The sequence below is a fragment of the Camelimonas abortus genome, assembly GCF_042432745.1.
Taxonomy (GTDB): Bacteria; Pseudomonadota; Alphaproteobacteria; order Rhizobiales; family Beijerinckiaceae; genus Camelimonas; species Camelimonas abortus.
In genome coordinates, this window is sequence record NZ_JBHLWR010000004.1 from 221,510 (window position 1) to 246,142 (window position 24,633).

Genomic DNA, 24,633 nt, shown 5'->3' on the forward strand with positions numbered 1-24,633 from the left:
GGCGACCGGCCCCGCGGCGCACGGGCGCGAAAGGTCAGGGCGCGCCGGCGGCGCGCACGGTGGGCTGCTCGCGGCCGAAGCCGGCCGGGCGGATGATCAGCAGCGCGGTCAGCGCCACGCCCATGCCGATGAGCCGCAGCGCCGCGAGGGTGGCGCTGTCCAGCCCCGGGAAGAGATCAACCGCAAAGCGGCTGCCCTCCAGCAGGAACACCAGCACGACGGCGGCGGCGACCACCCCCCGGTTGCTGCCGCGCCCGCCAATCACCACGGCCATGAAGGCGCAGGCGGTGATGATGGTGGTGAACTGGGTGGGGTCGATATAGGTGTAATAAAAGGCGTGCAGCGCGCCGGCCAGCCCGGTGATGGCCCCGCCCAGGGCGAAGCCGCGCAGGCGGATGCTGGTGACCGAGCGGCCGAGCGAGGCCACCACCTCCGGATCGTCCCGCACCGCGCGCATCAGCCGGCCGAAGGGCGAGGCGCTGACCAGCGCCACGACGCCACAGACCAGAACCAGCAGCGCCACGGCGAAGGCCAGGAAAAGCGCGTCGGACCACTGCGCCGGAACCATGCCGGCGAAGGGGCGGGCGATGCCGGCCACGCCCAGCGTGCCGCGCGTCAGCCAGTCCTCATAGATCACGGCGAGCCGCAGGCATTCGGCGAAGCCGAGGGTGACGATGGCGAGATAGTCTTCGCTCAGCCGCACCGAAATCAGGCTGACCAGCGCCGACAGCGCCGCCGTGGCCGCCACGGCGGCCGCCATGGCCGCCAGCGGCGCGACGCCGTTCACCGTGAGCAGCGCGCACACATAGGCGCCCAGCATGTAAAAGCCGAACAGGCCGAAGTTCACCAGCCCGCCCATGCCCCACTGCACGTTCAGCGCAAGGCCGGCGAGGGTGAGAATGACGACGACGCTGAGCGTGGCGACGAGATAGGCGGTCATCGCTGCATCCATTTTGCGCCGAACAGCCCCCATGGCCGCAGCATCAGCAGCAGCGCCATGACGGCGAAGGCCACGATCATCCGGTAATGCGGCGCGAGGAACAGCGTGGCCGCTTCCTCCGCCATGCCCAGCGCCAGCGCCCCGGCCACCGCCGCCATGGGACTGGCGATGCCGCCGAGAATGGCGGCGGTGAAGACAGGCAGCAGGTAGTTCCAGCCCATCTGCGGCTCGATGCTGGAGTCAAGGCCGACCAGCACGCCGGCCAGCGCCGCCAGCGCGCCCGACAGCGCCCACACCGCCAGAATCACCCGCTCCGTCTCCACGCCGCGCGCCGCCGCCAGCGAGGGGTTGTCGGCGATGGCCCGCATCGCCCGGCCCAGCCGCGTGAAGCGGAAGGTGAGCCACACCAGCGCCAGCGCCCCCAGCGCGACGCCGGCGATGACGAGCTGCTCGTGATTGACGCGCACGCCCCAGAAACGGTGCGGCCGCGCCACCGCCACGTCGAAACTGCGCGGCGAGTTGCCGGCCAGCAGGCGGATGACGTTCTCCAGGGCGATGGCCACGCCCATGGAGGCCACCAGCAGCGTCAGGCCGGAGCGGCCGCGCAGGCGCCGGTAGGCCAGCCAGTCCACCGCCATGGCGATGAGCGCCCCGCCCGCCGCGCCGGCGCCCGCCGCGGCCCACAGCGGCGCTCCCAGCCGCACGTTGACCCACCATGTGATGAAGGCGCCGGCGGTGACATAGGCGCCGATGGCGTAATTGGCGAAGCGCAGCACGCTGAACGACAGCGCCAGCGCCAGCGCCGGCAACGCCAGGACAAGCCCCGTGGTGAGGCCGTTGACGATGAGCTGGCCCATCACGCGCCTCCCAGATACAGCCGCCGGATGTCGGGATTGTCGAGAATGGCGCGGGCCGGGCCGGAGAGGCGGACTTCGCCGTTCACCAGCACCAGGCCGTGATCGGAGGCGCCGAGGCCAAGGCGGGTGTTCTGCTCGATCAGAAACAGCGTCACCCCGGAGCGGGCGATGCGGCCGATGATCTCAAACAGCAGCGCGGCGTTGCGCGGCGAGAGGCCGGCGGAGGGCTCGTCCAGCGCCAGCACGTCCGGCTCCGGCATCAGCGCCGCCGCCATCGCCACCATCTGGCGCTGGCCGCCGCTGAGCACGCCGGCGCGGTCGCCCAGCCGCGGCGCGATCTCCGGAAACAGCTCGAGGATCTCCTCCAGCCGGCGGGCGAACGGCCGGGGCCGGCGCGCCGGAATGAAGTCATGGCCGAGCTGCAGGTTTTCCCGCACGCTCATGTTGGGAAAGACATTCGCCTCCTGCGGCACGTAGCCGAGGCCGGCGCGGCCGCGCTCCGCGGCCGAGCGTCTGGTGATGTCCTCGCCGCCAAGCAGGATGCGCCCGGCGGAGGGCTTCACCAGGCCGCACACCGTCTTCATCAGCGTGGACTTGCCCGAGCCGTTGGGGCCGACCACGGTGAGCACCCGGCCGGCTTCGGCGGTGAAGCTGACGTCGCGCAGCACCGGCTGGCCGCCATAGCCGGCGGTGAGGTTCTCCACCGCCAGGGCGCGGGCCGTCGTCGGAGCGCCGGTCATGGCTGCGCTCCCAGATAGGCGCGGGCCACCTCGTCACTGGCCGCCACCGTCTCGAAATCGCCCTCGGCCACCACCCTGCCCTCGGCGAGGGCGTACACATGGTCGCAGAGCGCGCGGATCATGCCCATGTTGTGCTCCACCATGCCGAACGACACGCCCTCGTCGCGCAGGGCGCGGATGAACCCGGTGATCTCGCCGATGCGGGTTGGATTGACGCCGGCGCTGGGCTCGTCGAGCAGGATGAAGTCCGGCTCCAGCATCAGCGCCCGGCACAGGTCGAGCAGTTTCTTCTGGCCGCCGGAGAGCGCCGCCGCCGGCGCGTCGGCCAGCCGCCACAGGTCCACGCGCTGCAGCAGGGCGCGGGCGCGGGCGACGTTCTCCTCCTGCTCCCGGCGCAGGGCGCGCCGGGCGAACAGCGCCGCCCACACGCTCTCGTGACGCCGGACGGGCGCGGCCACCAGCATGCTCTCCAGCACGGTGAGCCCGGCGAAGGCCCGCGCCAGCTGGAACGAACGCCCCAGCCCCAGCCGCGCCCGCGCCGCCGGGGGGAGGGCGGTGATGTCCTCGCCGCGGAACAGCACCGCGCCGCCCGCCGGACGCACCGCGCCGGCGAGCACCGAGAACAGCGTGGACTTGCCCGCGCCATTGGGGCCGATCAGCCCCGTGACGCGGCCCTGCTCCAGGCGGACGGACACGCCGTCCAGCGCCACGAAGCCGCCATAGGAAACCCGCAGGTTGCGCCCTTCCAGCATGTCAGCGGATCACGTCCACAAGCACGCTTTCGCCATTGCGGATGACGAAGTGGCCGTAGGCCAGGTTGGTCTGGTCGCCGTTGGGGGCGAAACGGAAGTCAGAGGCCGCGCCGGCGTAGCGGAACGGCTGCTTCGCCCGCGCCGCCGCCAGCGCCTTCGCCGGATCGCCGATGGACGGGGCGTCGGCGTTGACCACCCGCGGCATGGCCGCGCCGACGGCCGCGCCGTCCGTGGAGCCGGCCAGCTCCATCGCCAGGGCGAGGGTGACGATCTGGTCAAACACCTGGGCGCCGAAGCTCATCACCGTGCCGGCCGGCCTGCCGATCCGGGCGAGATAGATGTCGTACGCCTCCGAGCGGTCGACAGGCACGTGCTGGGTGTGATGCACGCCCTCGGCCACCTCCCTGCCGACATTGGCCACGAACTGGCCGTTGGAGCCGGCGGCGTTGCCATAGGCGTAAATCACGCCCTCATAGCCGTTGCGATAGGCTTCCTTCGCCACCGCGGACAGCTCGTTGACATAGGCGGCGACGAAAATCGCGTCCGGCTCGCCCCTGATCGCCCGGTCCACCTCGACCCGGCAGGACGGCTGGCCCGGATTGAACGGAATCTCGGCCAGCACCTTGCCGCCGCCGGCTGTGAAGGCGTCGACGAACGGCCTGATGGTGGACAGGGTGAACGGGGTCTGCAGCACCAGCACGGAGGCGGTCTTCCTGCCGTCCTTCAGCATGGCCCTGGCGAAGGCCTCGCCCCAGTCCCGGCCATTGGTCTGGAAGCGCCACACCAGGTTCCGGTTGTCGCCCTGGGTGATCTCGTCGGCGGAGCCGTTGGTGGTGAGCACCACGCCCTTCTCGATGGCGATGGGCTTCACCGCCAGGGCCACGGCGCTGGACCACACGCCGGTGATGGCGGCCACATGGTCCACGTCGATGAGCTTGCGCGCGGCGGCGACGCCGGCGGTGGGCTGGGTTTCGTCGTCGGCCACCACCAGCTCCAGCCTGCGGCCAAGCACGCCGCCGGCCTCATTGACCAGGGCGACGGCCGCGCGGGCGGCCTCCTCCTCCTCCTTGCCGTAGGGACCGCCGGAGCCGCTGAACGGCGCCAGCAGGCCGATCCTGATGGGCGCCGGCGCGGCGCCCGTAGCGTAGGCGGCGGGCGCGACGCCCGCGGCGACAGCAGCGATGGCCGCGCCGACGATGGCGCGACGGGTGAACATTGCGCGAAGCATCAGAATTCTCCGGTGGCGCCGTAGCGGCATTGGCGTTCTTGCACGCGGCGCCGGCGGCCGATAGATGTCCGGAAGGCGTTACGGGGCGCGGAATGTAGTGTCAACACGCCCGTAAACGCCGGCGTGATGAAAACAAAATCACGGGCGTCGCGTCGGGAAATGGAGATAAATTTTCTCCTTCCTGCGCATCTTTTGGAATATTTTACCCGCGCTGTGACTCCATGACCCAGAAACAGATCCGACTGAACAGCTTCCAGATGTGCGCGCCCGTGCACAACTGGGCTGGCCTGTGGCGACTGCCCGGCGACGAGGCGGTGAACTACAACCAGCTCTCCTACTGGACGCGGATGGCCGAAACGGCCGAGCGCGGGCTGCTCGACGCCATTTTCATCGCCGACGTGTTCGGCGTGTACGACGTTTACGGCGGCTCGCCGGAGGCGGCGCTGCGCGCCGGCGCCCAGACGCCGGACCTGGATCCGGTGATTCCCGTTTCCGCCATGGCGCAGGTGACGAAGCACCTCGGCTTCGGAATCACGGCCAATCTCAGCTACGAGCATCCCTACCAGTTCGCCCGCCGCTTCTCGACGCTGGACCATCTCACCGGCGGGCGCATCGGCTGGAACATCGTCACCGGCTACCTGCAGAGCGGCGCCCGCGGCATGGGGCGCGAGGCGCAGACCGAGCACGACGCCCGCTATGACGTCGCCGAGGACTTCATGGCCGCCTGCTACAAGCTGTGGGAGCATTCCTGGGAGGACGGCGCGGCGGTGCGCGACCGCGCGCGCGGCGTGTTCACCGATCTGGCGCGGGTGCGCCGGGTGACGCATGAGGGGCCCCACTTCCGCGTCGACGGCGTCCACCTGTGCGAGCCCTCGCCGCAGCGCACGCCGGTGCTGTTCCAGGCGGGCTCGTCAGAGCGCGGCCTCGCCTTCGCCGCGCGCCACGCCGAATGCGTGTTCATTAACGGCCCGACCATGGAGGCGGCGGCGCGGACGGTGAAGAAGCTGCGCGCGCTGGCGGTCGGGGCGGGACGCGCGCCGGAGGATCTCGTCATCTTCCTCGCCGCCAACCTGATCATCGCCCCGACCCGGGCCGAGGCGGACGAGCTGCACGCCGAATACGCCCGCCACCTCGACGCCGCCGGCCAGCTGGCGCTGGTCTCCGGCTGGACCGGCATCGACCTGTCGCAGCTCTCGCCGGACGACGTGGTGCCCTTCGCCCGCTCCAACGCCATCCGCTCGACGCTGGAGAACATGACGGTGAAGGCGCCGAAGCCGGCCCGGGTGCGGGATCTGGTGGCGCTGACCGCCGTCGGGGCCCGCGCGCCCTTCATCACCGGCACGCCCGCGGAGGCGGCCGACGCCCTGCTGGAGTGGGCGGACGTCACCGGCGTGGACGGCTTCAACTGCGCCCGCCTCTCCGTGCCGGCGACGCTCAACAGCATCGTCGACCTGCTGGTGCCCGAGCTGCAGTCGCGCGGCCGTTACAAGATCGCCTATGCGGAGGGCACCCTGCGCGAGAAGCTCAACGGCGGCGCCGGCCCGCGTCTTGCCCCGACCCATCCGGGCCGCCGCGCCAGCTTCGACGGCTGAGGCGGCGGGAAGGGCGCCGGACGGTCGTCGTCGTCGCCGCCCGTCGCAGGACCGGACCCGTCGTTCCGGCGCCTTTTCCGGCCCGAACCGGCCCTGCCGGCGCGCGAGGCGGGGCGGCCGCGGCCGTCCCGACGCCGGCCGCGCGCCTTTCGTGTCCGGACGGGGCGTCCGCCCGCCCGGCACGGACGCCCGGCTCAGGCCCGGGCTGGGGCGGCTCGGGCGAAAACGCCGGCGGCCGAAAGCCCGCGAAGCGGACAGGCGGCGCGCGCCGGGGCGGCTCAGCCTGCTGGCGCCGGATCCAGCGCCACCACCGCCTCGCCGCGCAGCTTGACGTCGCCGTGCTGGTCCTTCGCCGTCAGCTCAAGACGGGCGCGGCGCTCGCCGTCCGTCTCGTCAACCGCGGTCACCACGCCCTCGCAGGTGATCTCGGCCCCCACCTGGGTGATGGAGACGAAACGCACCCCGAACGCGCGGATGCGGTCGGCCGGAAAGGCGTCGTTCAGCGCCATGCCAAGACGCGCCATGATGAACATGCCGTGCGCGAACACGTCGTCAAAGCCGGAGCGCCGCGCGAAATCGATGTCCACGTGAATGGGGTTGTGATCGCCGGAGGCGCCGCAATACAGCGCCAGCTCGTGACGCGTCACCGGACCGAACGCCCGCCGCACCGGCGCGTCGCCTGGTTTCAGCTGCTGCGCGCCCATCACCCGTTCCCCCCGTGCTGCGGATTGCGAATGACAATGGTGGAGGTGAGGTCCGCCACATGCGCGCCCTCGCCGTTCTCCACCCTCGTTTCCTGCGTCACCATGGTGAGCGCGCCGCCCTTCTTGTCGGTGATGGCGGCGATGCGCGTCACATAGGTCAGCCAGTCGCCGACGCAGGCCGGCCGGTGATAGACGAATTTCTGCTCGCCATGGAGGATGCGGCCGATATCCACCCCCAGCATGTCCAGCACCTTGATGGATCCGGGATTGTCAAGGCCCTGCAGGCAGAACAGATAGGTGGGCGGAACCGGAATGTCGCGATAGCCGGCGGCGCGCGCCGCCTCGGCGCTGTGATAGACCGGACTGGTCTCGCCGATGGTCTCAATGAAGAAACGCAGCCGCCGCGGCTCGACGAAAGCGTGCTGCGGCGGGAAGACGTGACCGGTGAGGGTCTGCGGATCAACCGCGAATGTCGCCGCCATGATCAGCGCCCCCCGGCTCCGGTCGCGCCCCGTGCGGCGGGCGCCGCGGCGCGAGGCCTTGTATTCAGGAACGCGCCTTCGCTGGCGCGGCGGACCTCCCCGGTCATCGTTGTCCTCCGTGTCTGTCATTGTTCCCGGGACGCGGCGGCGGGCCGCCGGCCGCGCCCTGCGCGAACCTGCGGCCCGCGCCGGCGCCGCGTCAAGGGCGCGCCCCGGGGGCGCCCGGTCTGGAACGCGCGGGGGGGGGGGGGGGGGGGACGCGCGGCGCCGTCCGCGTGACGCAGCGCCAGGCGGCGCCGTTGCGGATGCAGCTGCGCCGGCCTTGTCCGGCGTCGCTGGCCCCGGGGTTGGGGCCGTGATGACGGCGCCGGTCCCGTCGCGCCTTCCGGCGCGCCCCCCGGAAACACTGCGGGAAAGACGCGTTTCGTGCTGGACGACATGGCGCGGCGCATGGCCTTCTCTGGCGGAAAGCGGGACGACGTGACGGTGACGCCAGGGAGCTCCAGCAATGCGCGGCGGTCACCCTTTTCGCGGCCGGAGGGCTGGCGCTCCGGCGGGCCGCCGGCTGTCGGGCCTGATCGGGACATTGACCGCCGCAGCGCGTTCCGCGAACGCTGGCGCAAGATCTGGGGGAGATGCACATGAAGCTGCTGCGATATGGTCCGCCTTGCGCGGAGAAGCCCGGCCTGCTCGACGCCGGCGGCGTGATCCGCGACCTTTCCGGCGTCGTGCCCGACATCAGCGGCGCGACCCTGGGGGCGGAAAGCCTGGCGCGCCTGCGCGCCATTGATCCGGCGACCCTGCCGGAGGTTCCGGCCGGCGTGCGTCTGGGTCCCTGCGTGGCCGGCACGCGCAATTTCGTCGCCGTCGGCCTCAACTACACGGATCACGCCGCCGAAACCGGCATGGCGCCGCCGGCGGAGCCGATCCTGTTCAGCAAGGCGCCCTCCTGCATCGTCGGTCCCGATGACGACGTGCTCATCCCGCCCGGCTCGCAGAAAACCGACTGGGAGGTGGAGCTGGCCATCGTCATCGGCGAGCGCTGCTCCTATGTCAGCGAGGCGGACGCGCTGGACCATGTGGCCGGTTACTGCCTGTGCAACGACCTCTCCGAGCGCGCATACCAGATGGAGCGCGGCGGCACCTGGATGAAGGGCAAGGGCTCGCCCACCTTCGGCCCCATTGGCCCCTGGCTGGTGACGGTGGACGAGCTGGGCGACGCCAGCGACCTGCGCCTGTGGCTCTCGGTGAACGGCCAGCGCGTCCAGGACGGCACGACCGCCAACATGATCTTCAAGGTTCCGGCCATTGTCTCCTACGTGTCGCAGTTCATGGCGCTTGAGCCGGGCGACCTGATCACCACGGGCACGCCGGCGGGCGTCGGCATGGGCATGAAGCCGCCGCGCTACCTGAAGCCCGGCGACGTGATCGAACTGGGCGCCGATGGCCTCGGCCAGCAGCGCCAGCAGGTGCGGGCGACGGCGTGAGACGGCCTCCGCCGGAACCTCTCCGGCTGAACCGGGCGCGCCGCGCGCAACTCCGGCGTGCGGCGCGGGATTAAATACGAACGTATTTGTTAGGCGCCTGAAACGGTTGCGGCATGGCCGCGCCGGCGTGGCCGCTCCGCGCTCGGACGGCGCCCGCCGCCCGTGTTCCCGGCGGCGTGTTCAAAAGCAGTCACGCCCGGCGCATCTCCGTGATGACGGGCTCCCCCGGATAGCGGCCCGGCCGGCGCCGGTTTGATCGTGGACGGGCAACGACGCGCCGCCTCGCTGCAGGCGCGGTCTCCCTAGCCGTACGGGCGGCATTATCGTTCATGAAATTGTAGCCCGTATTGAATATGAAAATATCTTATTTCGTCAAGTATTTATATCTCGATATGCCGGGCTAATGTCAACATATATGGCCATGCATCATGACAATTGCCGCGCGCTGCCGCTGTCGCCGGTTATTGCCAAGGTAAATGCAGAAATCGCGCGCAGCCGTAACAGTAATGCAGGCGCAACGGCTGCGGCGGCGTCTTTCTGGCCGATGCAGCGGCCCGTATTTCTCAGGCATGCAGGAGCGTCCCGCCTGCGTGTCCTGGCGCCTGCCAGGCTCATGGCGTCCGCGCGGCGCGCACATGATTCCGAGTCAGGCGGCCTGGAGGCGGATTCGTGCGCGGCGGCGGGGAATTTTCCTGCCCCGGGGCCCTCGACATTCAGGACGGGCGGGGCTGCCCCCGTCCCAGGGCGTCATCCGGCGGAATGTCCACATGGCGCCGCCCTGATTGCAGCCGTCGGGCTATCGCGCCGCCTCGTTCATTGGAGCCGTCACTGTCGCAAATATACAACCCCGCGCATTGGGACGGACTGCAGCGGTATCTGGCGTCAAAACAAACGTTCCGCCGCGATGACGTTGATGAATTTCGCGCAAATGAGGCGTATCCTTGTGAAATTTATCACATCTCCGTGATATTCCTTTAGAAAATAAATATATTTTTGAACATAGTGTCTGTCTGTTGTACGCGCCTTCCCATACGGCATATTCGCAAATATTGTTGGCTGGAAATGCGACGGCAATTTTCGGATTATACCAATTGATCATACGAAGGGGTCGCGTGTGGCTGGGCGCGATCCAGACTGCTCTTGCATGACGTCTCTCGTGCGCATAAGTTGCTTTCCGGCCCTACGTTTGGAGGCGTATGCCGCCTTCTGATGCATCACGTGGCGGATCGTAGTCATTTGGGAGGGGGAAATGAGCTATTTTGACCCAGAATGGTATTTGAAAAAGAATCCCGACGTTCTGGCGGCGATTCAGGCTGGCCTCATTTCGTCTGCCGAGGAGCATTTCCAGCTCTACGGCAAATACGAGGGACGCAATCCGTCGCCGTTTATCGATCTTGATTTCTATCTGGCTGCAAATCCGGATGTGCGCGAGGCGGTCTAGGCCGGGCTTATTACCGCTTACGACCATTTCGTGAACTACGGAGCCGCCGAAGGGCGCGTTCCGAACGTGCTGTTTGACGTTGGCTACTATCTCCGCTCAAATCCTGACGTTGCGGAGGCCGTAGCCCGTGGCGAGCTGAACGCCATCGATCACTATCTTCTTTATGGCGTCGCCGAGCAGCGCGCGGTGACATATCTGTTTAACGAGCAGGACTATCTCGCCCAGAACCCGGACGTCGCTGCGGCGGTTGAGGCTGGCCTCATCTCCAGCGGTCTGGAGCATTTCCTGCTGTATGGCGCTGACGAGAACCGCGCTCCGAGCAGCCTGTTTGACTCGGCCGCGTATCTGCGCCTGAATCCGGACGTCGCCGCCGCGGGCATGAGCGCGCTTGAGCACTTTATGCGGTATGGCGCCGCCGAGCAGCGCGTCGTTTCCGCCGTCTTTGACGCCGCGGCCTATCTGGAAGCCAATCCGGACGTCAAGGCGGCCGTGGAGGCGGGCGAGATCAGCGCCTATGAACACTTCATCAGGTACGGCGTTGCTGAACAGCGCAATCTGGGCAACGGCATTGATCTGACGTTCTTCTCCTACGACGAGACCTTCAAGGCTGCGCTTGAGCGCGGCGACATCGGCGCTGTGCTGGAGCGGGTCGAGGAGGTCGCTCCCTTCATTCCGGGCTACGAGCCGCCGCCATATTTCGAGATTCCGGAGGATCTTGCGCCGCCGGCCGACTTCACGCCGCCGCCTGGCCAGAGCCTCGTCGTTCCGGAGGAGCCGGTGACTCCCGAGGTTCCCGAGCAGCCGGGTGACGGCGAGCAGCCGGGCGACGGCGAGCAGCCGGGTGAGGGCGACGACCAGCCGGGCGGTGGCGACCCGCAGCCTGAGGACCCGCAGCCTGAGGACCCGCAGCCTGAGGACCCGCAGCCTGAGGACCCGCAGCCTGAGGACCCGCAGCCTGTTGAGATTACAACTGACAAGATCACCGTCGTGGCCGGGCTGGCTGTGCTTGCCGCCGGCGAGGGCGACTCACTGCTTGTTCTTGTCGGGGATGAGGAAAAGGGTACGATCAGCCGCGAGGCTCTCAGGTTCATCGAACTTGGCGAGGGCGCTCGCCTGGAAATCGACGGCAGCGTGGCCAACGGTCTCGAGGTCGAGGTGAGTGGCGACGGCGTCATTGATGTCACCAATGTTGATTTCGGCGACATCGCGGAAGGGCCGCTTGCCGGTCCTGACCTGTCCGGCCTCGTCTTTGAGGAGCTGGAAGGTTCGCCGTACCTGCTGTCGAGCCGCCTGCTGGTTAACGGTTCCGTCGCCGACGCCTTCAAGGCGCTGTGGGTCGGGCTGGACAACGAGTATTACGACGGCCACAATCACTACGCCGACATTAACCTGAACACGCTCAAGGTGATGCTCGCCAACGCATACGTGGGCTACCTTGCGAATGGCGGCGAGGCGGTGCTGGATATCGTTCAGACTAGGGTTGGCGGGACGGCGGATTACGACAAGCGTCAGCAGAGCCTGCACGACAATATCCTTGGCGAGATCACGGACATCGCGATCAATGACCGGTTCCGTGAAGAAGATGATGATCCGCGGACCGACGCTGCGAAGGAGTTCGGCGACCGTCCGTACATTGGTGGTTACCTTGACCGCAACGAGCAGACCGCTGAGGCGCGTTCCTGGGACTTCGCCCACAATATCGAGCGTGACGATTACATCCAGCGCATTGAAGAGGGCTGGGTCGCTAACGATGGCGGTAATATGTACACGGGCGCTGGCATCCCCGCCTCGGACTTCTACACCGTCGAGCATGAAGGCTACGGCCTTATGCTGGCGCTGAAGGGGGTTGAGCGTGGCACCGCCGACAATCACTTCGCTGGGGTTGATCCTGACTCCGGATTCGCCGTCTACAATGTCCCGGGCGGCTCCCAGACGGCGGGCTGGGGCGTGCCGAGCAACTGGTCGTTCAACATGTCAATCGAGACGCACGACCACTACGCTCTGCCGTATGAGCTCGTCGAGTACCGCTACGTCCTTAAGATCGACATTGATCCGTCGGAGGTGATCCATTACATCGACCTGGTGATGGAAGTTGGCGAGAACGGCCGGGTGTTCAAGTACGAAGACACGGTGGTTCTTAGTGACGACATGACGGGTAATCCCGCCGTTCAGTCGAACGTCTATCAGCAGTCGGTCAACTGGGGCTTTACGGGGATCGAGTCGTTCCTGCCTGAAGATTACGACTTCAATGACGGAGGAACGTTCCACGTTCTCCTCGAGGCCTATCTCCCGGGCGACAATGGAGCGCTGTTCCTGTCCAATGGCATTATTATCAACGCCGAGCCAGTTCCTTCCCTCTAAGGCGGCTATTCATTCAGCCTCCGCATGAAGGAGGAACGGGTCTGGCGGGGTTGTCGCCCCGCCAGGCCCTGTTTTGACGGCACGTCGCTCCGGAGGGGTAGATGCAGACACCGCGGAAAACCGCATCTACGGACATGGTCAAGCGTGCGCTCCGGAAATTGCGGGCGCCGTTTGCAGCGGTCCTTGTGCTGTCGCTGTTTATCAACCTGCTCCTGTTCGTAAGTCCGCTTTACATGCTGCAGATTTACGACCGGGTGATCGCCAGCCGGAGCGAGGCGACGCTGTGGGCGATCAGCCTGATCGCCGTGTTTCTCCTGCTGGTTTACGGAGCCCTTGAAGCCATTCGCGCCCGGGTGCTGCTGTCGGCCGGCGCCATCTTCGCAGGTCTCGTCGGTCCGGAGGTGTTCAAGGCGGTGCAGCGCGCCAATGTGCAGCGCCCCAACTCCGCCAGCGCCGCGCTTTTGCGTGACGTTGAAGTGGTTCGTGATTTCATTGGCGGCGCCGGATTTGTCACCCTCGCGGATCTGCCCTGGTACCCGGTGTTCGTTTTCGCCGCGTTCATCCTCCACCCGTGGTTTGGGTTCACCGCCATTTTCGGGGGCGCCGCCATTCTCGGGCTTAGCCTCGCGAACGCGCGTTTTACGGGCAAGCTAAACGAGGAGGCGAATGAGAGGGGGCGCGCGGCCATGACCTCCGCCCACGCCGCCCTGGAAAACACCTCCGCCCTGCAGGCGATGGGCATGACGTTGCCGTTGTTGTCCCGCTGGGGCAGGGAGCAGCGGCAGGCGATCGGCGCCTTTGTCACGTCGGCGGCGAGGGGCAATTTCTTTCACGCCGCGACCAAGGCGTTTCGCCTGATCCTGCAGGCGTTCATTCTGGGGGAGGGCGCCTATCTCGTCATCCATCAGCAGCTGTCTGGCGGCGCCATCATCGCCGCTTCGGTGCTGATTGGCCGGGCCCTGCAACCTGTCGAGCAGGCGGTGGGCCAGTGGAAGGCGCTGGTTAACGCACGTATGGCGTGGCGGCGAATTGCATTCCTGCTTGACGCGACGCACGTCGCGCCGGTCACGCTGAATCTGCCGCGCCCCACGGGCGCGCTCGATGTCGAAGGCGTCGCCGTCGGAGACCCGGCGACGCGCCGGCTTGTTGTCCGCAACGCCACCTTCCGCGTTGCGCCCGGGAAGGTGGCGGCGATCGTCGGCCCGAGCGGCAGCGGAAAGTCGACGCTGCTGCGGGCGATTGTCGGGGCCGCGCCGCTGGCAGGCGGCGCCATCCGGCTCGGCGGGCATGACATCCGCCACTGGCAGGAGCATGCGCTCGGCCAGCACCTTGGCTATTTGCCGCAGGAAGTCGAGCTGCTGCGCGGTACGATCGCGGAGAATATTTCGCGTTTCGCTGATGGCGATCACAGCGCTGAAGTGCTCGAGGCGGCGGGCCTTGCCGCCTGTGAACAGATGATCCAGTCGCTCCCCGATGGCTATGACACGCAGGTTGGCCCGGGAGGACATGCGCTTTCCGGTGGGCAGCGCCAGCGTGTCGGGCTCGCCCGCGCCCTGTTTGGTTCGCCCGTTCTTGTCGCGCTGGACGAGCCGGACGCCAGCCTGGACGCCGACGGCTGCGAGGCGTTGCGGCGGGCGCTTGTCGCCCTGAAGGAGCGCGGCGTAACGGTGATAATGGTCACCCACCGGAGCGCGCTGCTTGACCTGGCCGATTGCGTCATCGCGATGGAGGCGGGCGTCGCCGCCCTGCGGCCCGCGAGCGCTCCGCCGAAGCGTCCCGCGGGTCTGCGCCCTGCGTTCGCGCAGCCTCCTGTCAGCAGGCCGTTCGGCGGCGTCGCGCTGGCGTCACGACTGGAACAGGGCGGCGACAGGTCCCAGCGTATTTCGCGGACTCTGGAGCAGCCAGCCGCTTCTCAAGGCGTAAAATGAACGAAGATCACACCGCAACCGGCGGAAACTGGCGGACTTACGCATATATCGGGTATGCTGTCATTTTCCTGACCTTTGGCGTGCTCGGCGGCTGGGCGTTTATGGTGAAAGTAGACCAGGCTGCGGCTGGTCAGGGCGTCGTCATTGTCGAAAGCAAGCGCAAGGCGGTGCAGCACCTCGAAGGCGGCATCGTCAAGGACGTGCTTGTCAAGGAAGGACAGATCGTCCGCGCCGGCGACACGCTGGTTCGTCTTGATCCCACCCAGCCGATGGCGAATCTGGAGATGCTGCGCAACCAGCATGCGGCCCTGCTGGCGCTGGACGCCCGGCTACGGTCGGAGCAGGGCGATCTCGACCATATCGCATGGCCGAAAACGCTGCTGGACGAAAAGAACAACAGCCAGGTTGCGCGCATAATGGCCGACCAGCAGGCGCAGTTTGAGGAAAGACGGGCCTCGCTGACCGGCCAGCTCAACATTCTGGAAGCGCGCGTCGAACAGTTGCGCTCCCAGATTGACGGCCTGCGGACTGAAAAGGCCTCGTCCGAGGAGCAGATCCGGTTTATCAACCAGGAGCTGGCGGGGCTGCGCTATCTTCGCGAGCGCGAGCTCATTCCCGTGACGCGTGTCCTTGCGATGGAGCGGGAGCGTACGCGGCTGGAGGGGCAGATTGGGCGCCTCGCCGCGGACATCGCCCGCACCGAGGCCTCCATTGGCGAAACGCAGCTGCAGATCTCCCAGATAAGGCAGAAATTTCGGGAGGACGTCGCCTCCCAGCTGATGGAAAACGGCCAGCGCCTCGCAGAAGTCGCCGAGAAAATAACGGTCGCACGGGACGTGCTCTCCCGTCTGAATGTCATCGCGCCGGAAAGCGGCATGGTTCAGGGGGTCAAGGTGTATGGCAGCGGGCAGGTCGTCCGGCCTGGCGAACAGCTGATGGAGCTTGTGCCCGCCGAGGACCGTCTGCTGGTGGAAGCGCGGTTCGCGCCCCAGGACATTGACGGCATTCATGAAGGTCAGAAAGCGGAGCTGCGCTTTGAGGCGCTGCAGGCGCTGAAGCCGCCGATCATTACGGGACAGCTGGAAAGCGTTTCGCGCGACCGCCTTGTGGACGCCAGCACCGGGCAGCCCTATTACCTGGCGGTGATCAGGCTCGACGCCAACGACATTCCGCCCGAACTGCGGGATAAAATTCGGGCGGGCATGGGCGTTGAAGTCCTCGCGCTGAGGGGAGCAAGGACGTTTGCAGATTATCTGCTGTCGCCGCTGGCCAATGCGTTGCGCAAGTCGTTTATTCACCATTGAGATTCATGTAGCTATCGGCCGTATGTTCGGTGGTTGCTTGTGTCCGCATGTCTGATGCTGGGAAGCGACCACTCTATTGGGGTGGTCATAGGCGCCGCGGCGTGAACAGGAGGCGCAGGCGCCGCGAGGCGGCCAGTACGGCCGTTCCGAGGTGCGGCCCAGTCGGCGGGCTAAAGCCGGTCGCCACACGCCCGGCGGAAATGCGCGTTTTCAGCGCCCGGGCCGGATCATTGCGGGCGCGCCGGGCTGGGGGGGGGCTGAAAAGCCGCGAAACCGCGCGTCGTCCATGCCCGGGTGTTACCGGATGCGAATTTTAATTCCATAATGTTTCTTCTGCGAAAATGCATGCGTACCCCATTGGCGCTTGAGGCGCGGCATCTGGCGAGGCGCCACGCCCTGCCCGGGGCGCGCGCGCCGCCCGCGCGACCATGCCTGTCGCCGCGCTCCGAGACAGAGCGCCGCTCCTCCAGCCTTCCCTGACCATCGGCCGCGCGAACAGTGTCGGTCGAAGCCCTGCGCGCCCGCGCCTGTTGCGGCGCCGATCGGCAGGAGAAGCCGGGCGTGGACACCGCCGGTGAGCGCAATCGGTTATCTAACCCGGCGCTGGCCATCGTTCTCTGTTGGTTGGATCAGGAGCCCGCCGTACTCTGGCTATTGCAAGAGCGTGTGATATTCGTTCACATGCGCTGTAAGGGCCAGTTGGCTATCTGAGGTCCCGGGAGCAAGGCCGGTATCAGAAAGCGCCCCCATAAATTTGGATTGATGAAGGCGGCGTGACTCAATCCCTTCAGATACGGAGGGGTGTCATGCGTCTACACGAACTGCCGAACGACAAATGGGCGGTTATCGCGCCGCCATCGCCGAGCAAGCAGCGCGGCGTCGCATGGGGATGACCGGCGAGTGATCAACGGCATGCAGTGGCGTTTGGGGACGTACGATCTCGCAATCCGGCGGCTGTACGAGCTACGCTTATGGCCTTTAAGGAGGCTGCCATGGAACAGACGGAGGCTGTGATCGCCACCTGACAAAAACCTGCTCCGGCGCACCCCCGGACGACCCTTGACATTCTCGCGGTGGCGCTGAAGCGTCGGAGGCGCCCCTCTTCGGCATGGACTGCTACGCGCTGCCCATCGTCAACACCCAGACGCACCCGTCGGTTGTAGAGCCAAATAGCGGAACATCGTTTGCATGCAATCACTCGACGACGACATTGACCCGCCATCTGGCCTCCGGGCCCGACTCCATATGCGCCGCCAAATGTCGAAACAACTGTCGTTCAGGAAGACATGATGGAGATAATGCGCCAGCCGTATCTTGCTGGCAAGTTGTGATGTGCTTATGTAGCACAGGCTGTGCGCTTGGGAACTGGGTGGCGCTCAGGTATCAAGTATATGCTCCCGGAAATGGGGACATCGCCCGCCTTGCCGTCAAGGATTGCGTAATGAGACTTAAATTTCCAGCTGGCAACGCATGGTCATATTCGGCTGCAGTTTTCTGGCGCCTTATTGGGCATCGTTATAATGAATTCTCATTTAATAAGGCGCTTGCTGAAACCTATAAATCAGCTTATGCGCTTAATCGCTTAAAGAAACTGATCGGATCTGAAAGCGATCTCGCCGATATTTTTGAGGCGCTGACGGTGCATTTTGACAGGAAATATTATATATTAAATAAGATGATGTCCCAGGACGTGGTGTAGCTTAGACGGCCACGGCTCATCCCAGAGGGTCGGATGAGTGTCAGCTTGTTGCTGGCAGGCTGATGAGTGGATCATCGCTCATCGTAGCGATTGTCTCAAGGGTCATATAGCGGGATCGCTGGACGGCCCATTCATCGTTCTGTTCGAGCAGCAGTGCACCGACCAGGCGCACGATAGCGTCGTCGTTGGGGAAGATGCCGACGACCTCTGTCCGCCGCTTGATCTCGCCGTTCAATCGCTCAATCGGGTTGGTCGAGTGAAGTTTGGCCCAATGCTGCTTGGGAAAGGTCATGTAGGCGAGCACGTCTTGCTCGGCGCTGTCCATGAGACTGGCGAGCTTCGGCACCTTTGGCCTGATCTGGTCGGCGACGTTGCGCCACTGGGTGCTTGCCGCCTCCGACGTGTCCTGAGCGAAGGCCGTGGCAATGAAGGCGGAGACGACACGCCGTCCGCTCTTTCCAGCATGGGCCAAAGCATTGCGCATGAAGTGCACCCGGCACCTCTGCCAGGTAGCGCAGAGCACCTTCGATACTGCGGCTTTGATGCCCTCATGCGCATCTGAGACGGCGAGCTTGACGCCACGCAGACCCCGCCTGGTCAGCTTTCGAAGAAACTCGGTCCAGATCGCCTCGGCCTCGGACGTGCCGATCTCCATGCCGAGCACTTCGCGTCGGCCGTCGGTGTTGACGCCGACGGCAATGATGACTGCAACAGAGACGATGCGCCCGCCACGCCGGACCTTCAAATAGGTCGCGTCAATCCAGAGGTAGGGCCATTCGCCTTCGATGGGCCGGTCGAGAAAAGCCTTCACCTTCTCGTCGATCTCCTCGCACAGCCGGGAGACCTGGCTCTTGGAAATGCCCGACATGCCCATGGCCTTAACGAGGTCGTCAACCGAGCGGGTCGAAACGCCCTGGATGTAGGCTTCCTGGATCACCGCGGTCAGGGCTTTCTCGGCCATGCGACGCGGCTCCAGGAAGCTCGGAAAGTAGCTGCCGGTGCGGAGTTTCGGAATGCGAAGTTCTACTGTTCCGGCCCGCGTCTCCCAGTCTCTGTCGCGGTAGCCGTTGCGCTGGGCCAGCCGAAAGGCATTCTTCTCGCCATAGGCCGCGCCTGTTTTCGCGCCGACCTCCAATTCCATCAGCTTCTCGGCGGCAAAGCCGATCATCTCGCGCAGCAAATCGGCGTCAGCACTCTTCTCAACGAGCGAGCGCAGGTTCATCATATCGTCGGTCATCGGTGGTGTCCTTCAGGTTGGTTCTAAGCAACCCGACCCTATCGGAAATCACCGATGGCTATGAAATCCAACTACACCACGGCACGGGACACGATCTTAAATAATCCAGACATAAGAAATATTAATGTTGATCCTGCGCTGCATTACCTGTTGTATGGATGGAAGGAGGGGCGACGTCCGTCGCCCGTTTTTGACCCTGTTTATTTTCAGAAAAGGCATATGCGAGGGACGGGACGCGAATTTCCTTTGGCGGTTTATCATAAAAAGCGGAAAGCGGCGGGTCTCGCGCAAGCCGACAGGACGTGGTATGTTCCTGATCTCCCCTCAGACGCCGCCTGGCAGGCCGCGCCCCCGGCCCGGTCCGTTGACAGCTCACGGTGCATGGTCGTGATTCCCGTGTATAAGGGGATGGAAGAGACCCTGTGCTCGATTTACCACGCCCTGCAAGGGCGCGATGGGGATCCTTACAGTCTTCTGGTCATTAACGACGGAAGCCCCGACCCCGAGTTGACCGCGCGGTTGCGTGATCTCGCGGCCAAGGACAAATATATATATATTGAAAATGACAAAAACATTGGATTTGTCGCGACGGTAAATAAAGCGATCAAATTTGTTCCTGATCATATGGACATTATTTTGCTGAACTCAGACGCTTATGTATTTTCTGGCTGGTTCAGAAGAATGATCGCCCATGCGGATCGGGACCCTTCTGTCGCGACCATTACGCCGTTTTCCAATAACGCGACCATCTGCAGCTATCCGGCCGTGGACCGGGAAAATTTAACATATTTTGGCGTCGCCCCTTGGGAAATCGATCAGCTTGCAGGCACGCTTAATCGCGGCAGATCATGCGAGTTACCGACAGGCGTCGGCTTCTGTTTTTATATGCGCCGCTCTGTCATCGACGCGCTTGGCGCATTTGATCACGACGCATTCCCCATAGGCTATGGGGAGGAGAACGACTTCTGCATGCGCGCCCTGGCCGCTGGCTACAAAAATATCCTCGCCGCGGACGTATTCGTATATCACGTCGGCTCCATTTCATTTTCTGCAATAAAAGAAAAAAATATGAAGCGCGGTGAACGAACGCTTCTGGAACGCCACCCAATGTACCAGGACCTTGTACGACTGCACATCAAGGCCGATCCGGCCCGTCATTATCGCGCATCAATTGATATTGCGCTGCTGACAAAATTCATTGAGGACGGCTTTATCCTGGTAACGCATGATCTCGGCGGAGGGACGGAAACCTACGTGCAGAATCTATGCAACGAATATAGGAAAAATAAACAGAAATATTGCGTTATTCGCGTCCATGATGAGCGCTTCCTGTCCATAGATGCGCCGCTTGAAATGCTCTTTGATTTCCCAAATCTCCAGAAGCTGGATATTACTACCGATATCGAGCTCGTCCGCACAATTTTTGCGAAGGCTGGCGCACGCGAGATAATTGTAAACAGCTTCGCTGGATCAAGCTGGCAAGCGCACCAAAAAATGCTCGATATTATTTCGGCTTCCGGAAAGCCGTTCACATACGTTTGCCATGATTATTCCTGCATTTCACCGATTTATGACCTTCGCAGACCGGATGGTCTTTACTGTGGTTTGCCGACAATCGCAGACCGGAATGCCTGGACCGCCATGAGAACCGGCGTTGCGGACATCTGTCCCGTCGAGGATCGCCTGGAAGCTTATCGCTTGTTCCTGAAAAAAGCGCGTCGTGTAATCGCGCCGTCACATGCTGCGGCGAACATTATCAAACGCGATTTGACCGATATTACGATTGAGGTCACGCCACATCGGGCAAGCCTTCCGCCAGCGCCGCTTAAGCCAATAAGCAGCGCCGACAAACGGCTGCGGCTTGCGTTTGTTGGCGCCATAGGCGTCGTCAAGGGGTCGCTGGTCCTCAAGAGCATTGCTGACATTGTGGCGCGGCGGAAGCTGCCGGTCGACATTTTCGTTGTCGGATATACCGATATTGATGATGATCTGAGAAAATACAATATATATGTCTCAGGCCGTTATGCTAACGAGCACGACGCTGTTGTGTTATTGAAGCAGCTAGATCCACATTATGTCTTTATTTCTAGCGTTTTCCCGGAGACGTACTGTTATGTAATCGATCTTGCGCGCGCGGCCGGCGTCCGTCTTGCATCTTTTGATATTGGCGCGCAGGCTGAACGCATTTCCCAGACACAGGATGGTATAATTATCCCGGAAACGTATATCAATGCCCCGGAGAGCGCGTTGCATTTTCTTCTTGAGAAATTCAATCAGATTCAGGGCCGGGCATCGTAACCCACCGCCCGATCTGAGCTAACGCCCATGAGATAATATTGCGCCTGTAACATGCCCTGACAGCCGTACCAGCTGAATGAAAGTGAGGTCCGTCAACCTGGAGAATGACAGACACGGGAAGAGTCGATTCACGGCGTGGCGCATCAACGGGTTCTTGAAGCAGGGCCGGCCACGCTTGCCGATCAAGGATGCCGTCCGACAAGGCGGATTCAGCGAGCCCACGTTCCAAATTTGGTCGCTTCAAAAATGCGAGCTTCTGCTAGGGCTAAGGCGGTGGATGTCGCCAGTACGCTGCAACTGGCGCCGGCCCAGGTATTATCATCACTTGGGCCGTCAGTGCCGGCCTGCAGGCATCATACGGTCGCACTTCTCCCCTTCGAGCCAGGCCAGCCGGGTGAAGCTGCAGGCCCGACCGGCCATGCCGGTCGCCAGCCGGCCTGCCATGCCAGTGGTCCGGGTCACCAGCCCCATACGGCGCCTCGGGGCGGCAGCGACATGTTCCACCGGAGCGCCTGTCACCGGGACGTCGCGCATTCGCCCGTGCGACGTGGGCGGGCATCGGATGACCCTTCAGCTTCTTGCGGCGGATCTGGCTGCGGAACATGCCTTCCGCCAGAGGCACTTCATTCCTCGTCAAGCCTGACGTTGCCCCCAAGTTCTATCCAGCCCTGAGTTCGACCTGACGGTTTTGGGTTGCCTTGGAACGGGTGGTTGAAGCGGGATCTGTCGTGGAGCCCGCGACCTGGCGCAACGGCAGATCCCGCCGCTGCGCAAACGTTGCCGAAAAGGCGGCTGGCGTCTGCCACGCCAGTGCAGAATGTGGGCGAGAGCCGTTATAATCGGCTCGCCATCTGGCCAGTTGGGAGCGCGTCTGGGTCAGCGTGGAGAAGAGCGTCTCATTCAGGAACTCGTCTCTCAGACGTCCATTGAAGCTCTCGATGAACGCATTCTGCATGGGCTTGCCAGGCGCGATATAGTGCCAGCGCACCCTGGACCTGTCTGCCCACGTCAAAATGGCGTTCGACGTGAATTCGCTGCCATTGTCGCTGACAATCATGGCTGGCTTGCCCCGGGCGACAATCAGGGCATCCAGTTCACGCGCGACCCTCGCCCCCGAGAGGGACGTATCCGCTACAAGCGCGAGGCACTCGCGGGTACAGTCGTCCACGACTGTCAGCACGCGGAACCGCCTGCCATCCGTCAGTTGGTCGGACACGAAGTCCAGCGACCACCGTTCGTTTGGCGACAGCGGCGGCTCAATTGGCGCCCGTGTTCCGATGGCCCGCTTGCGACCGCCCCGACGGCGCACCCCGAGCCGCTCTTCCCTGTATATCCGGAAGAGCCGCTTGTGGTTGACCTCAAAGCCTTCACGACGCAGCAGCACATGCAAACGCCGGTAGCCAAAGCGCCGGCGTTCATGGGCCAGTTCCTTCATCCGTGTGCGCAGGACGCCATCGTCCCGGCGCTGCGCCTGGTAACGCATGCTCATGCGGCTGAAGCCGGTGGCTTTACACGCCCGACGTTCGCTCATCCCGTGCTGCTGCATGAGATGGCGAACGGCCTGTCGCCTCGTGGCGGGCGTCACCACTTCTTTCCCAAAAGATCCTTCAGCGCCGCATTGTCGAGCATTGCGTCGGCCAGCATGCGCTTCAGGCGACTGTTCTCGTCCTCAAGGGCCCGCAGCCGTTTGGCCTCGGACACTTCCATGCCGCCAAACCGCGCCTTCCACTTGTAGATGCTGGCGTCACTGACGCCGTGCTTCCGGCAGAGCTCCGCCACCGGAATGCCCGCCTCGTGTTCCTTCAGGATGGCGATGATCTGTTCTTCTGAAAACCGCGTGCGCTTCATGTCTGGTCCTCTCAGCGGGGCCAGATCAAACTTCAAACCGGAATAGGCGCAGGGGGCAACGTCAAGCCCATACCCCGTATCTGCCCTGACGCCTGACCCCGTATTGGCCTTTGCGACGAGGGCTGAAGGACGCGCGCCACCATACGCGTTGGCCGCGCTGGCGTCCCGGGTCCGGATAAACTGGGGGCCGGTCAACGCCGGCGCGGTTCCTGTGACCGGACATGGGAACGGCCGATCGAATGGCCTGACGTCCGCCGGACCGGCGCCATCCTTCGCCCTGCCGTATCTGAGGCTCCAGCGCGCATTGCGGTCCTTCTGGCGACGCTTTGCAGGCCGGTCGTTCCAGCTCTCGGGTAATGCCCCTCCCGGATGTCGTTCATTTCACCGTCACCGTTGCGCTCACGCGGAGCCGGAACAGCCGTCGCTTTAGTGATCTGGCCGCTGTGGCGGCAAAGTCCCGCTGGCCTGACCCCATAGGGTGGTCCGGTTTCAATCTTAGTTCATGATCGGCCTTGGGGCTATTGCCTGGGCAGATGACGGTGCTGCTCCGCTTGCTGGCGCAGGCCAGATGATGGCCTCGGGTGCCGGTGGCTTGTATCCAAGCGACGAGTGTGGCCTCTTGGTGTTGTAGTATCGCCGCCAGGCTTCGATGATGATCTTGGCCTCGGCGAGGCTGTAGAAGATCTCACCGTCAAGCAGTTCGTCGCGGAGCTTCGAGTTGAAGCTCTCGCAGTAGCCGTTCTCCCAAGGGCTTCCTGGTTCGATGAACGCTGCGCTGTCTTTGCGCCGACGGCTACGATCCACTCCCGTACAGCCTTGGCGATGAACTCCGGGCCGTTGTCGGAACGGACATGGCCCGGCACGCCGCGCAGGATGAACAGGTCCGACAGGGTGTCGATGACGTCGGTCGAGTTGAGCTTGCGATCAATGCGGATCGCCAGGCACTCCCGGGTGAACTCGTCGATGATGTTGAGCATGCGGAACTTCCTGCCATCGTGGGTCCGGCCCTCGACGAAGTCATAGGACCAGACATGATTGGGGTGCTCCGGCCGAAGCCGAACGCATGATCCGTCATTCAGCCAGAGACGTCCTCTCTTCGGTTGCTTCTGGGGAACCTTCAGCCCCTCCCGCCGCCAGATGCGCTCGACACGCTTGGCATTCACCGTCCAGCCTTCGGATCGCAGCATTGCCGTGATCCGGCGATAGCCATAGCGGCCGTAGCGTGAGGCCAGGCGGATGATGTCGGCGGTCAATGCCTCTTCATCCGGCCGGCCTTTGGGCTTTTTGCGGTGGGTCGAACGGTGCTGGCCGAGAACCTTGCAGGCAAAGCGCTCCGAGACGGAGAACTTCGCCATGACATGATCGACGCAGCGACGGCGGCGAGCGGGGCTCAATAGTTTCCCGAGGCAGCCTCCTTCAGGATCAGCTTCTCGAGCGTCAGGTCCGACACCGCCTTGCGCAACCGGTCGTTCTCTTTCTCAAGCTCTTTCAGGCGCTTCACCTGATCGCCCTTCAGGCCGCCGAACTCCTTGCGCCATCGGTAATACGTGAACTGTGTCACGCCGATCGAACGAACCGCTTCGCCAACTGACCGGCCTTGTGACAACAGAACATCAACCTGGCGCAGCTTCGCCACGATCTCTTCAGGTCTATGCTTCTTCTGGGGCATTCAAACGTCCTCCTACGGCTCAATAGCCTACTTCAGGGAGGACCACTTTTCAGGGGGCAGACCACC

Annotated in this window: 17 protein-coding genes and 1 pseudogene; 8 read left to right on the forward strand and 10 right to left on the reverse strand. The window is 64.2% G+C overall.

Going from position 1 to position 24,633, the window contains the following annotated elements; genetic code table 11:
* Positions 1-34: 34 nt before the first annotated feature.
* From ACFFJB_RS01210 to ACFFJB_RS01230, 5 genes are read right to left on the reverse strand one after another with little or no spacing between them, the layout of a single operon-like run.
* Entirely contained in the window at positions 35-940 is a 906-nt protein-coding gene (locus ACFFJB_RS01210) for a branched-chain amino acid ABC transporter permease (protein WP_376828872.1), read from the reverse strand.
* Complete coding sequence (locus ACFFJB_RS01215; protein WP_376828874.1) at positions 937-1,797, reverse strand: branched-chain amino acid ABC transporter permease; 861 nt, start codon at positions 1,795-1,797, stop codon at positions 937-939. Before ACFFJB_RS01215 ends, ACFFJB_RS01210 begins: the two co-directional genes overlap by 4 nt.
* Positions 1,797-2,537 carry an ABC transporter ATP-binding protein gene (locus ACFFJB_RS01220; RefSeq protein ID WP_376828876.1) on the reverse strand — a complete coding sequence of 247 codons (741 nt, stop codon included), beginning with the start codon at positions 2,535-2,537 and terminating at the stop codon, positions 1,797-1,799. The genes ACFFJB_RS01215 and ACFFJB_RS01220 overlap by 1 nt, the downstream gene beginning before the upstream one ends.
* Positions 2,534-3,289: an ABC transporter ATP-binding protein gene (locus tag ACFFJB_RS01225; RefSeq protein WP_376828878.1), complete on the reverse strand. Its 756-nt coding sequence runs from the start codon at positions 3,287-3,289 to the stop codon at positions 2,534-2,536. The genes ACFFJB_RS01220 and ACFFJB_RS01225 overlap by 4 nt, the downstream gene beginning before the upstream one ends.
* A gap of 1 nt (position 3,290) precedes the next feature.
* A complete protein-coding gene (locus tag ACFFJB_RS01230) occupies positions 3,291-4,517 on the reverse strand; it encodes an ABC transporter substrate-binding protein (RefSeq protein ID WP_376828880.1) in 1,227 nt (408 codons plus the stop codon).
* 221 nt (positions 4,518-4,738) lie between these two features.
* Between ACFFJB_RS01230 and ACFFJB_RS01235 the strand changes: the two genes are divergently transcribed.
* A complete protein-coding gene (locus ACFFJB_RS01235; RefSeq protein WP_376828882.1) occupies positions 4,739-6,109 on the forward strand; it encodes an LLM class flavin-dependent oxidoreductase in 1,371 nt (456 codons plus the stop codon).
* 278 nt (positions 6,110-6,387) lie between these two features.
* Here ACFFJB_RS01235 and ACFFJB_RS01240 read toward each other — a convergent pair whose 3' ends face one another.
* Complete coding sequence (locus ACFFJB_RS01240) at positions 6,388-6,813, reverse strand: MaoC/PaaZ C-terminal domain-containing protein (RefSeq protein ID WP_376828884.1); 426 nt, start codon at positions 6,811-6,813, stop codon at positions 6,388-6,390.
* Positions 6,813-7,295, reverse strand: a complete 483-nt coding sequence (locus tag ACFFJB_RS01245) for a MaoC family dehydratase N-terminal domain-containing protein (protein WP_376828886.1) — start codon at positions 7,293-7,295, stop codon at positions 6,813-6,815. The genes ACFFJB_RS01240 and ACFFJB_RS01245 overlap by 1 nt, the downstream gene beginning before the upstream one ends.
* Before the next feature lie 641 nt (positions 7,296-7,936).
* Between ACFFJB_RS01245 and ACFFJB_RS01250 the strand changes: the two genes are divergently transcribed.
* The 6 genes from ACFFJB_RS01250 to ACFFJB_RS01275 all read left to right on the forward strand — a co-directional run bounded on the left by ACFFJB_RS01250 (position 7,937) and on the right by ACFFJB_RS01275 (position 17,515).
* The gene (locus ACFFJB_RS01250; RefSeq protein WP_376828888.1) at positions 7,937-8,782 is read left to right on the forward strand and encodes a fumarylacetoacetate hydrolase family protein; all 846 of its coding nucleotides are present in this window, start codon (positions 7,937-7,939) and stop codon (positions 8,780-8,782) included.
* A gap of 1,249 nt (positions 8,783-10,031) precedes the next feature.
* Positions 10,032-10,223: a hypothetical protein gene (locus tag ACFFJB_RS01255; protein WP_376828890.1), complete on the forward strand. Its 192-nt coding sequence runs from the start codon at positions 10,032-10,034 to the stop codon at positions 10,221-10,223.
* 30 nt (positions 10,224-10,253) lie between these two features.
* Positions 10,254-12,584 (forward strand): hypothetical protein, encoded by a 2,331-nt coding sequence (locus tag ACFFJB_RS01260; RefSeq protein WP_376828892.1) that lies wholly within the window; start codon positions 10,254-10,256, stop codon positions 12,582-12,584.
* Positions 12,585-12,685: 101 nt separating this feature from the next.
* Complete coding sequence (locus ACFFJB_RS01265; RefSeq protein WP_376828894.1) at positions 12,686-14,512, forward strand: type I secretion system permease/ATPase; 1,827 nt, start codon at positions 12,686-12,688, stop codon at positions 14,510-14,512.
* Positions 14,509-15,816 (forward strand): HlyD family type I secretion periplasmic adaptor subunit, encoded by a 1,308-nt coding sequence (locus tag ACFFJB_RS01270; RefSeq protein WP_376828895.1) that lies wholly within the window; start codon positions 14,509-14,511, stop codon positions 15,814-15,816. Before ACFFJB_RS01265 ends, ACFFJB_RS01270 begins: the two co-directional genes overlap by 4 nt.
* Positions 15,817-17,185: 1,369 nt before the next feature.
* Positions 17,186-17,515, forward strand: a complete 330-nt coding sequence (locus ACFFJB_RS01275; RefSeq protein WP_376828897.1) for a hypothetical protein — start codon at positions 17,186-17,188, stop codon at positions 17,513-17,515.
* 40 nt (positions 17,516-17,555) lie between these two features.
* Here the strand turns inward: ACFFJB_RS01275 and ACFFJB_RS01280 are convergent, their stop codons facing one another.
* Positions 17,556-18,752, reverse strand: coding sequence for an IS256 family transposase (locus ACFFJB_RS01280; RefSeq protein WP_376828581.1), 1,197 nt, complete (start codon positions 18,750-18,752; stop codon positions 17,556-17,558).
* A gap of 54 nt (positions 18,753-18,806) precedes the next feature.
* Here ACFFJB_RS01280 and ACFFJB_RS01285 point away from each other — a divergent pair, with 54 nt between their 5' ends.
* Positions 18,807-21,050: a glycosyltransferase gene (locus ACFFJB_RS01285; protein WP_376828899.1), complete on the forward strand. Its 2,244-nt coding sequence runs from the start codon at positions 18,807-18,809 to the stop codon at positions 21,048-21,050.
* Positions 21,051-21,708: 658 nt separating this feature from the next.
* On the opposite strand, the gene ACFFJB_RS01290 is transcribed toward ACFFJB_RS01285, so the two are convergent.
* A protein-coding gene (locus ACFFJB_RS01290; RefSeq protein WP_376828900.1) for an IS3 family transposase occupies positions 21,709-22,898 on the reverse strand; the annotation gives its coding sequence in 2 pieces (ribosomal slippage) (positions 21,709-22,649 and positions 22,649-22,898; 1,191 coding nt in all).
* A gap of 495 nt (positions 22,899-23,393) precedes the next feature.
* Positions 23,394-24,567: pseudogene (locus ACFFJB_RS01295) on the reverse strand (IS3 family transposase).
* Positions 24,568-24,633: the final 66 nt, after the last annotated feature.

Excerpts from the sequence above, each read along its gene's own strand:
- ACFFJB_RS01255 (WP_376828890.1), top strand. The coding sequence starts at position 10,032 with ATGAGCTATTTTGACCCAGAATGGTATTTGAAAAAGAATCCCGACGTT.
- ACFFJB_RS01225 (WP_376828878.1), bottom strand. The coding sequence starts at position 3,289 with ATGCTGGAAGGGCGCAACCTGCGGGTTTCCTATGGCGGCTTCGTGGCG.
- ACFFJB_RS01240 (WP_376828884.1), bottom strand. The coding sequence starts at position 6,813 with ATGGGCGCGCAGCAGCTGAAACCAGGCGACGCGCCGGTGCGGCGGGCG.
- ACFFJB_RS01285 (WP_376828899.1), top strand. The coding sequence starts at position 18,807 with ATGGCTATGAAATCCAACTACACCACGGCACGGGACACGATCTTAAAT.
- ACFFJB_RS01265 (WP_376828894.1), top strand. The coding sequence starts at position 12,686 with ATGCAGACACCGCGGAAAACCGCATCTACGGACATGGTCAAGCGTGCG.
- ACFFJB_RS01270 (WP_376828895.1), top strand. The coding sequence starts at position 14,509 with ATGAACGAAGATCACACCGCAACCGGCGGAAACTGGCGGACTTACGCA.
- ACFFJB_RS01210 (WP_376828872.1), bottom strand. The coding sequence starts at position 940 with ATGACCGCCTATCTCGTCGCCACGCTCAGCGTCGTCGTCATTCTCACC.
- ACFFJB_RS01220 (WP_376828876.1), bottom strand. The coding sequence starts at position 2,537 with ATGACCGGCGCTCCGACGACGGCCCGCGCCCTGGCGGTGGAGAACCTC.
- ACFFJB_RS01230 (WP_376828880.1), bottom strand. The coding sequence starts at position 4,517 with ATGCTTCGCGCAATGTTCACCCGTCGCGCCATCGTCGGCGCGGCCATC.
- ACFFJB_RS01235 (WP_376828882.1), top strand. The coding sequence starts at position 4,739 with ATGACCCAGAAACAGATCCGACTGAACAGCTTCCAGATGTGCGCGCCC.
- ACFFJB_RS01215 (WP_376828874.1), bottom strand. The coding sequence starts at position 1,797 with ATGGGCCAGCTCATCGTCAACGGCCTCACCACGGGGCTTGTCCTGGCG.
- ACFFJB_RS01245 (WP_376828886.1), bottom strand. The coding sequence starts at position 7,295 with ATGGCGGCGACATTCGCGGTTGATCCGCAGACCCTCACCGGTCACGTC.
- ACFFJB_RS01250 (WP_376828888.1), top strand. The coding sequence starts at position 7,937 with ATGAAGCTGCTGCGATATGGTCCGCCTTGCGCGGAGAAGCCCGGCCTG.
- ACFFJB_RS01280 (WP_376828581.1), bottom strand. The coding sequence starts at position 18,752 with ATGACCGACGATATGATGAACCTGCGCTCGCTCGTTGAGAAGAGTGCT.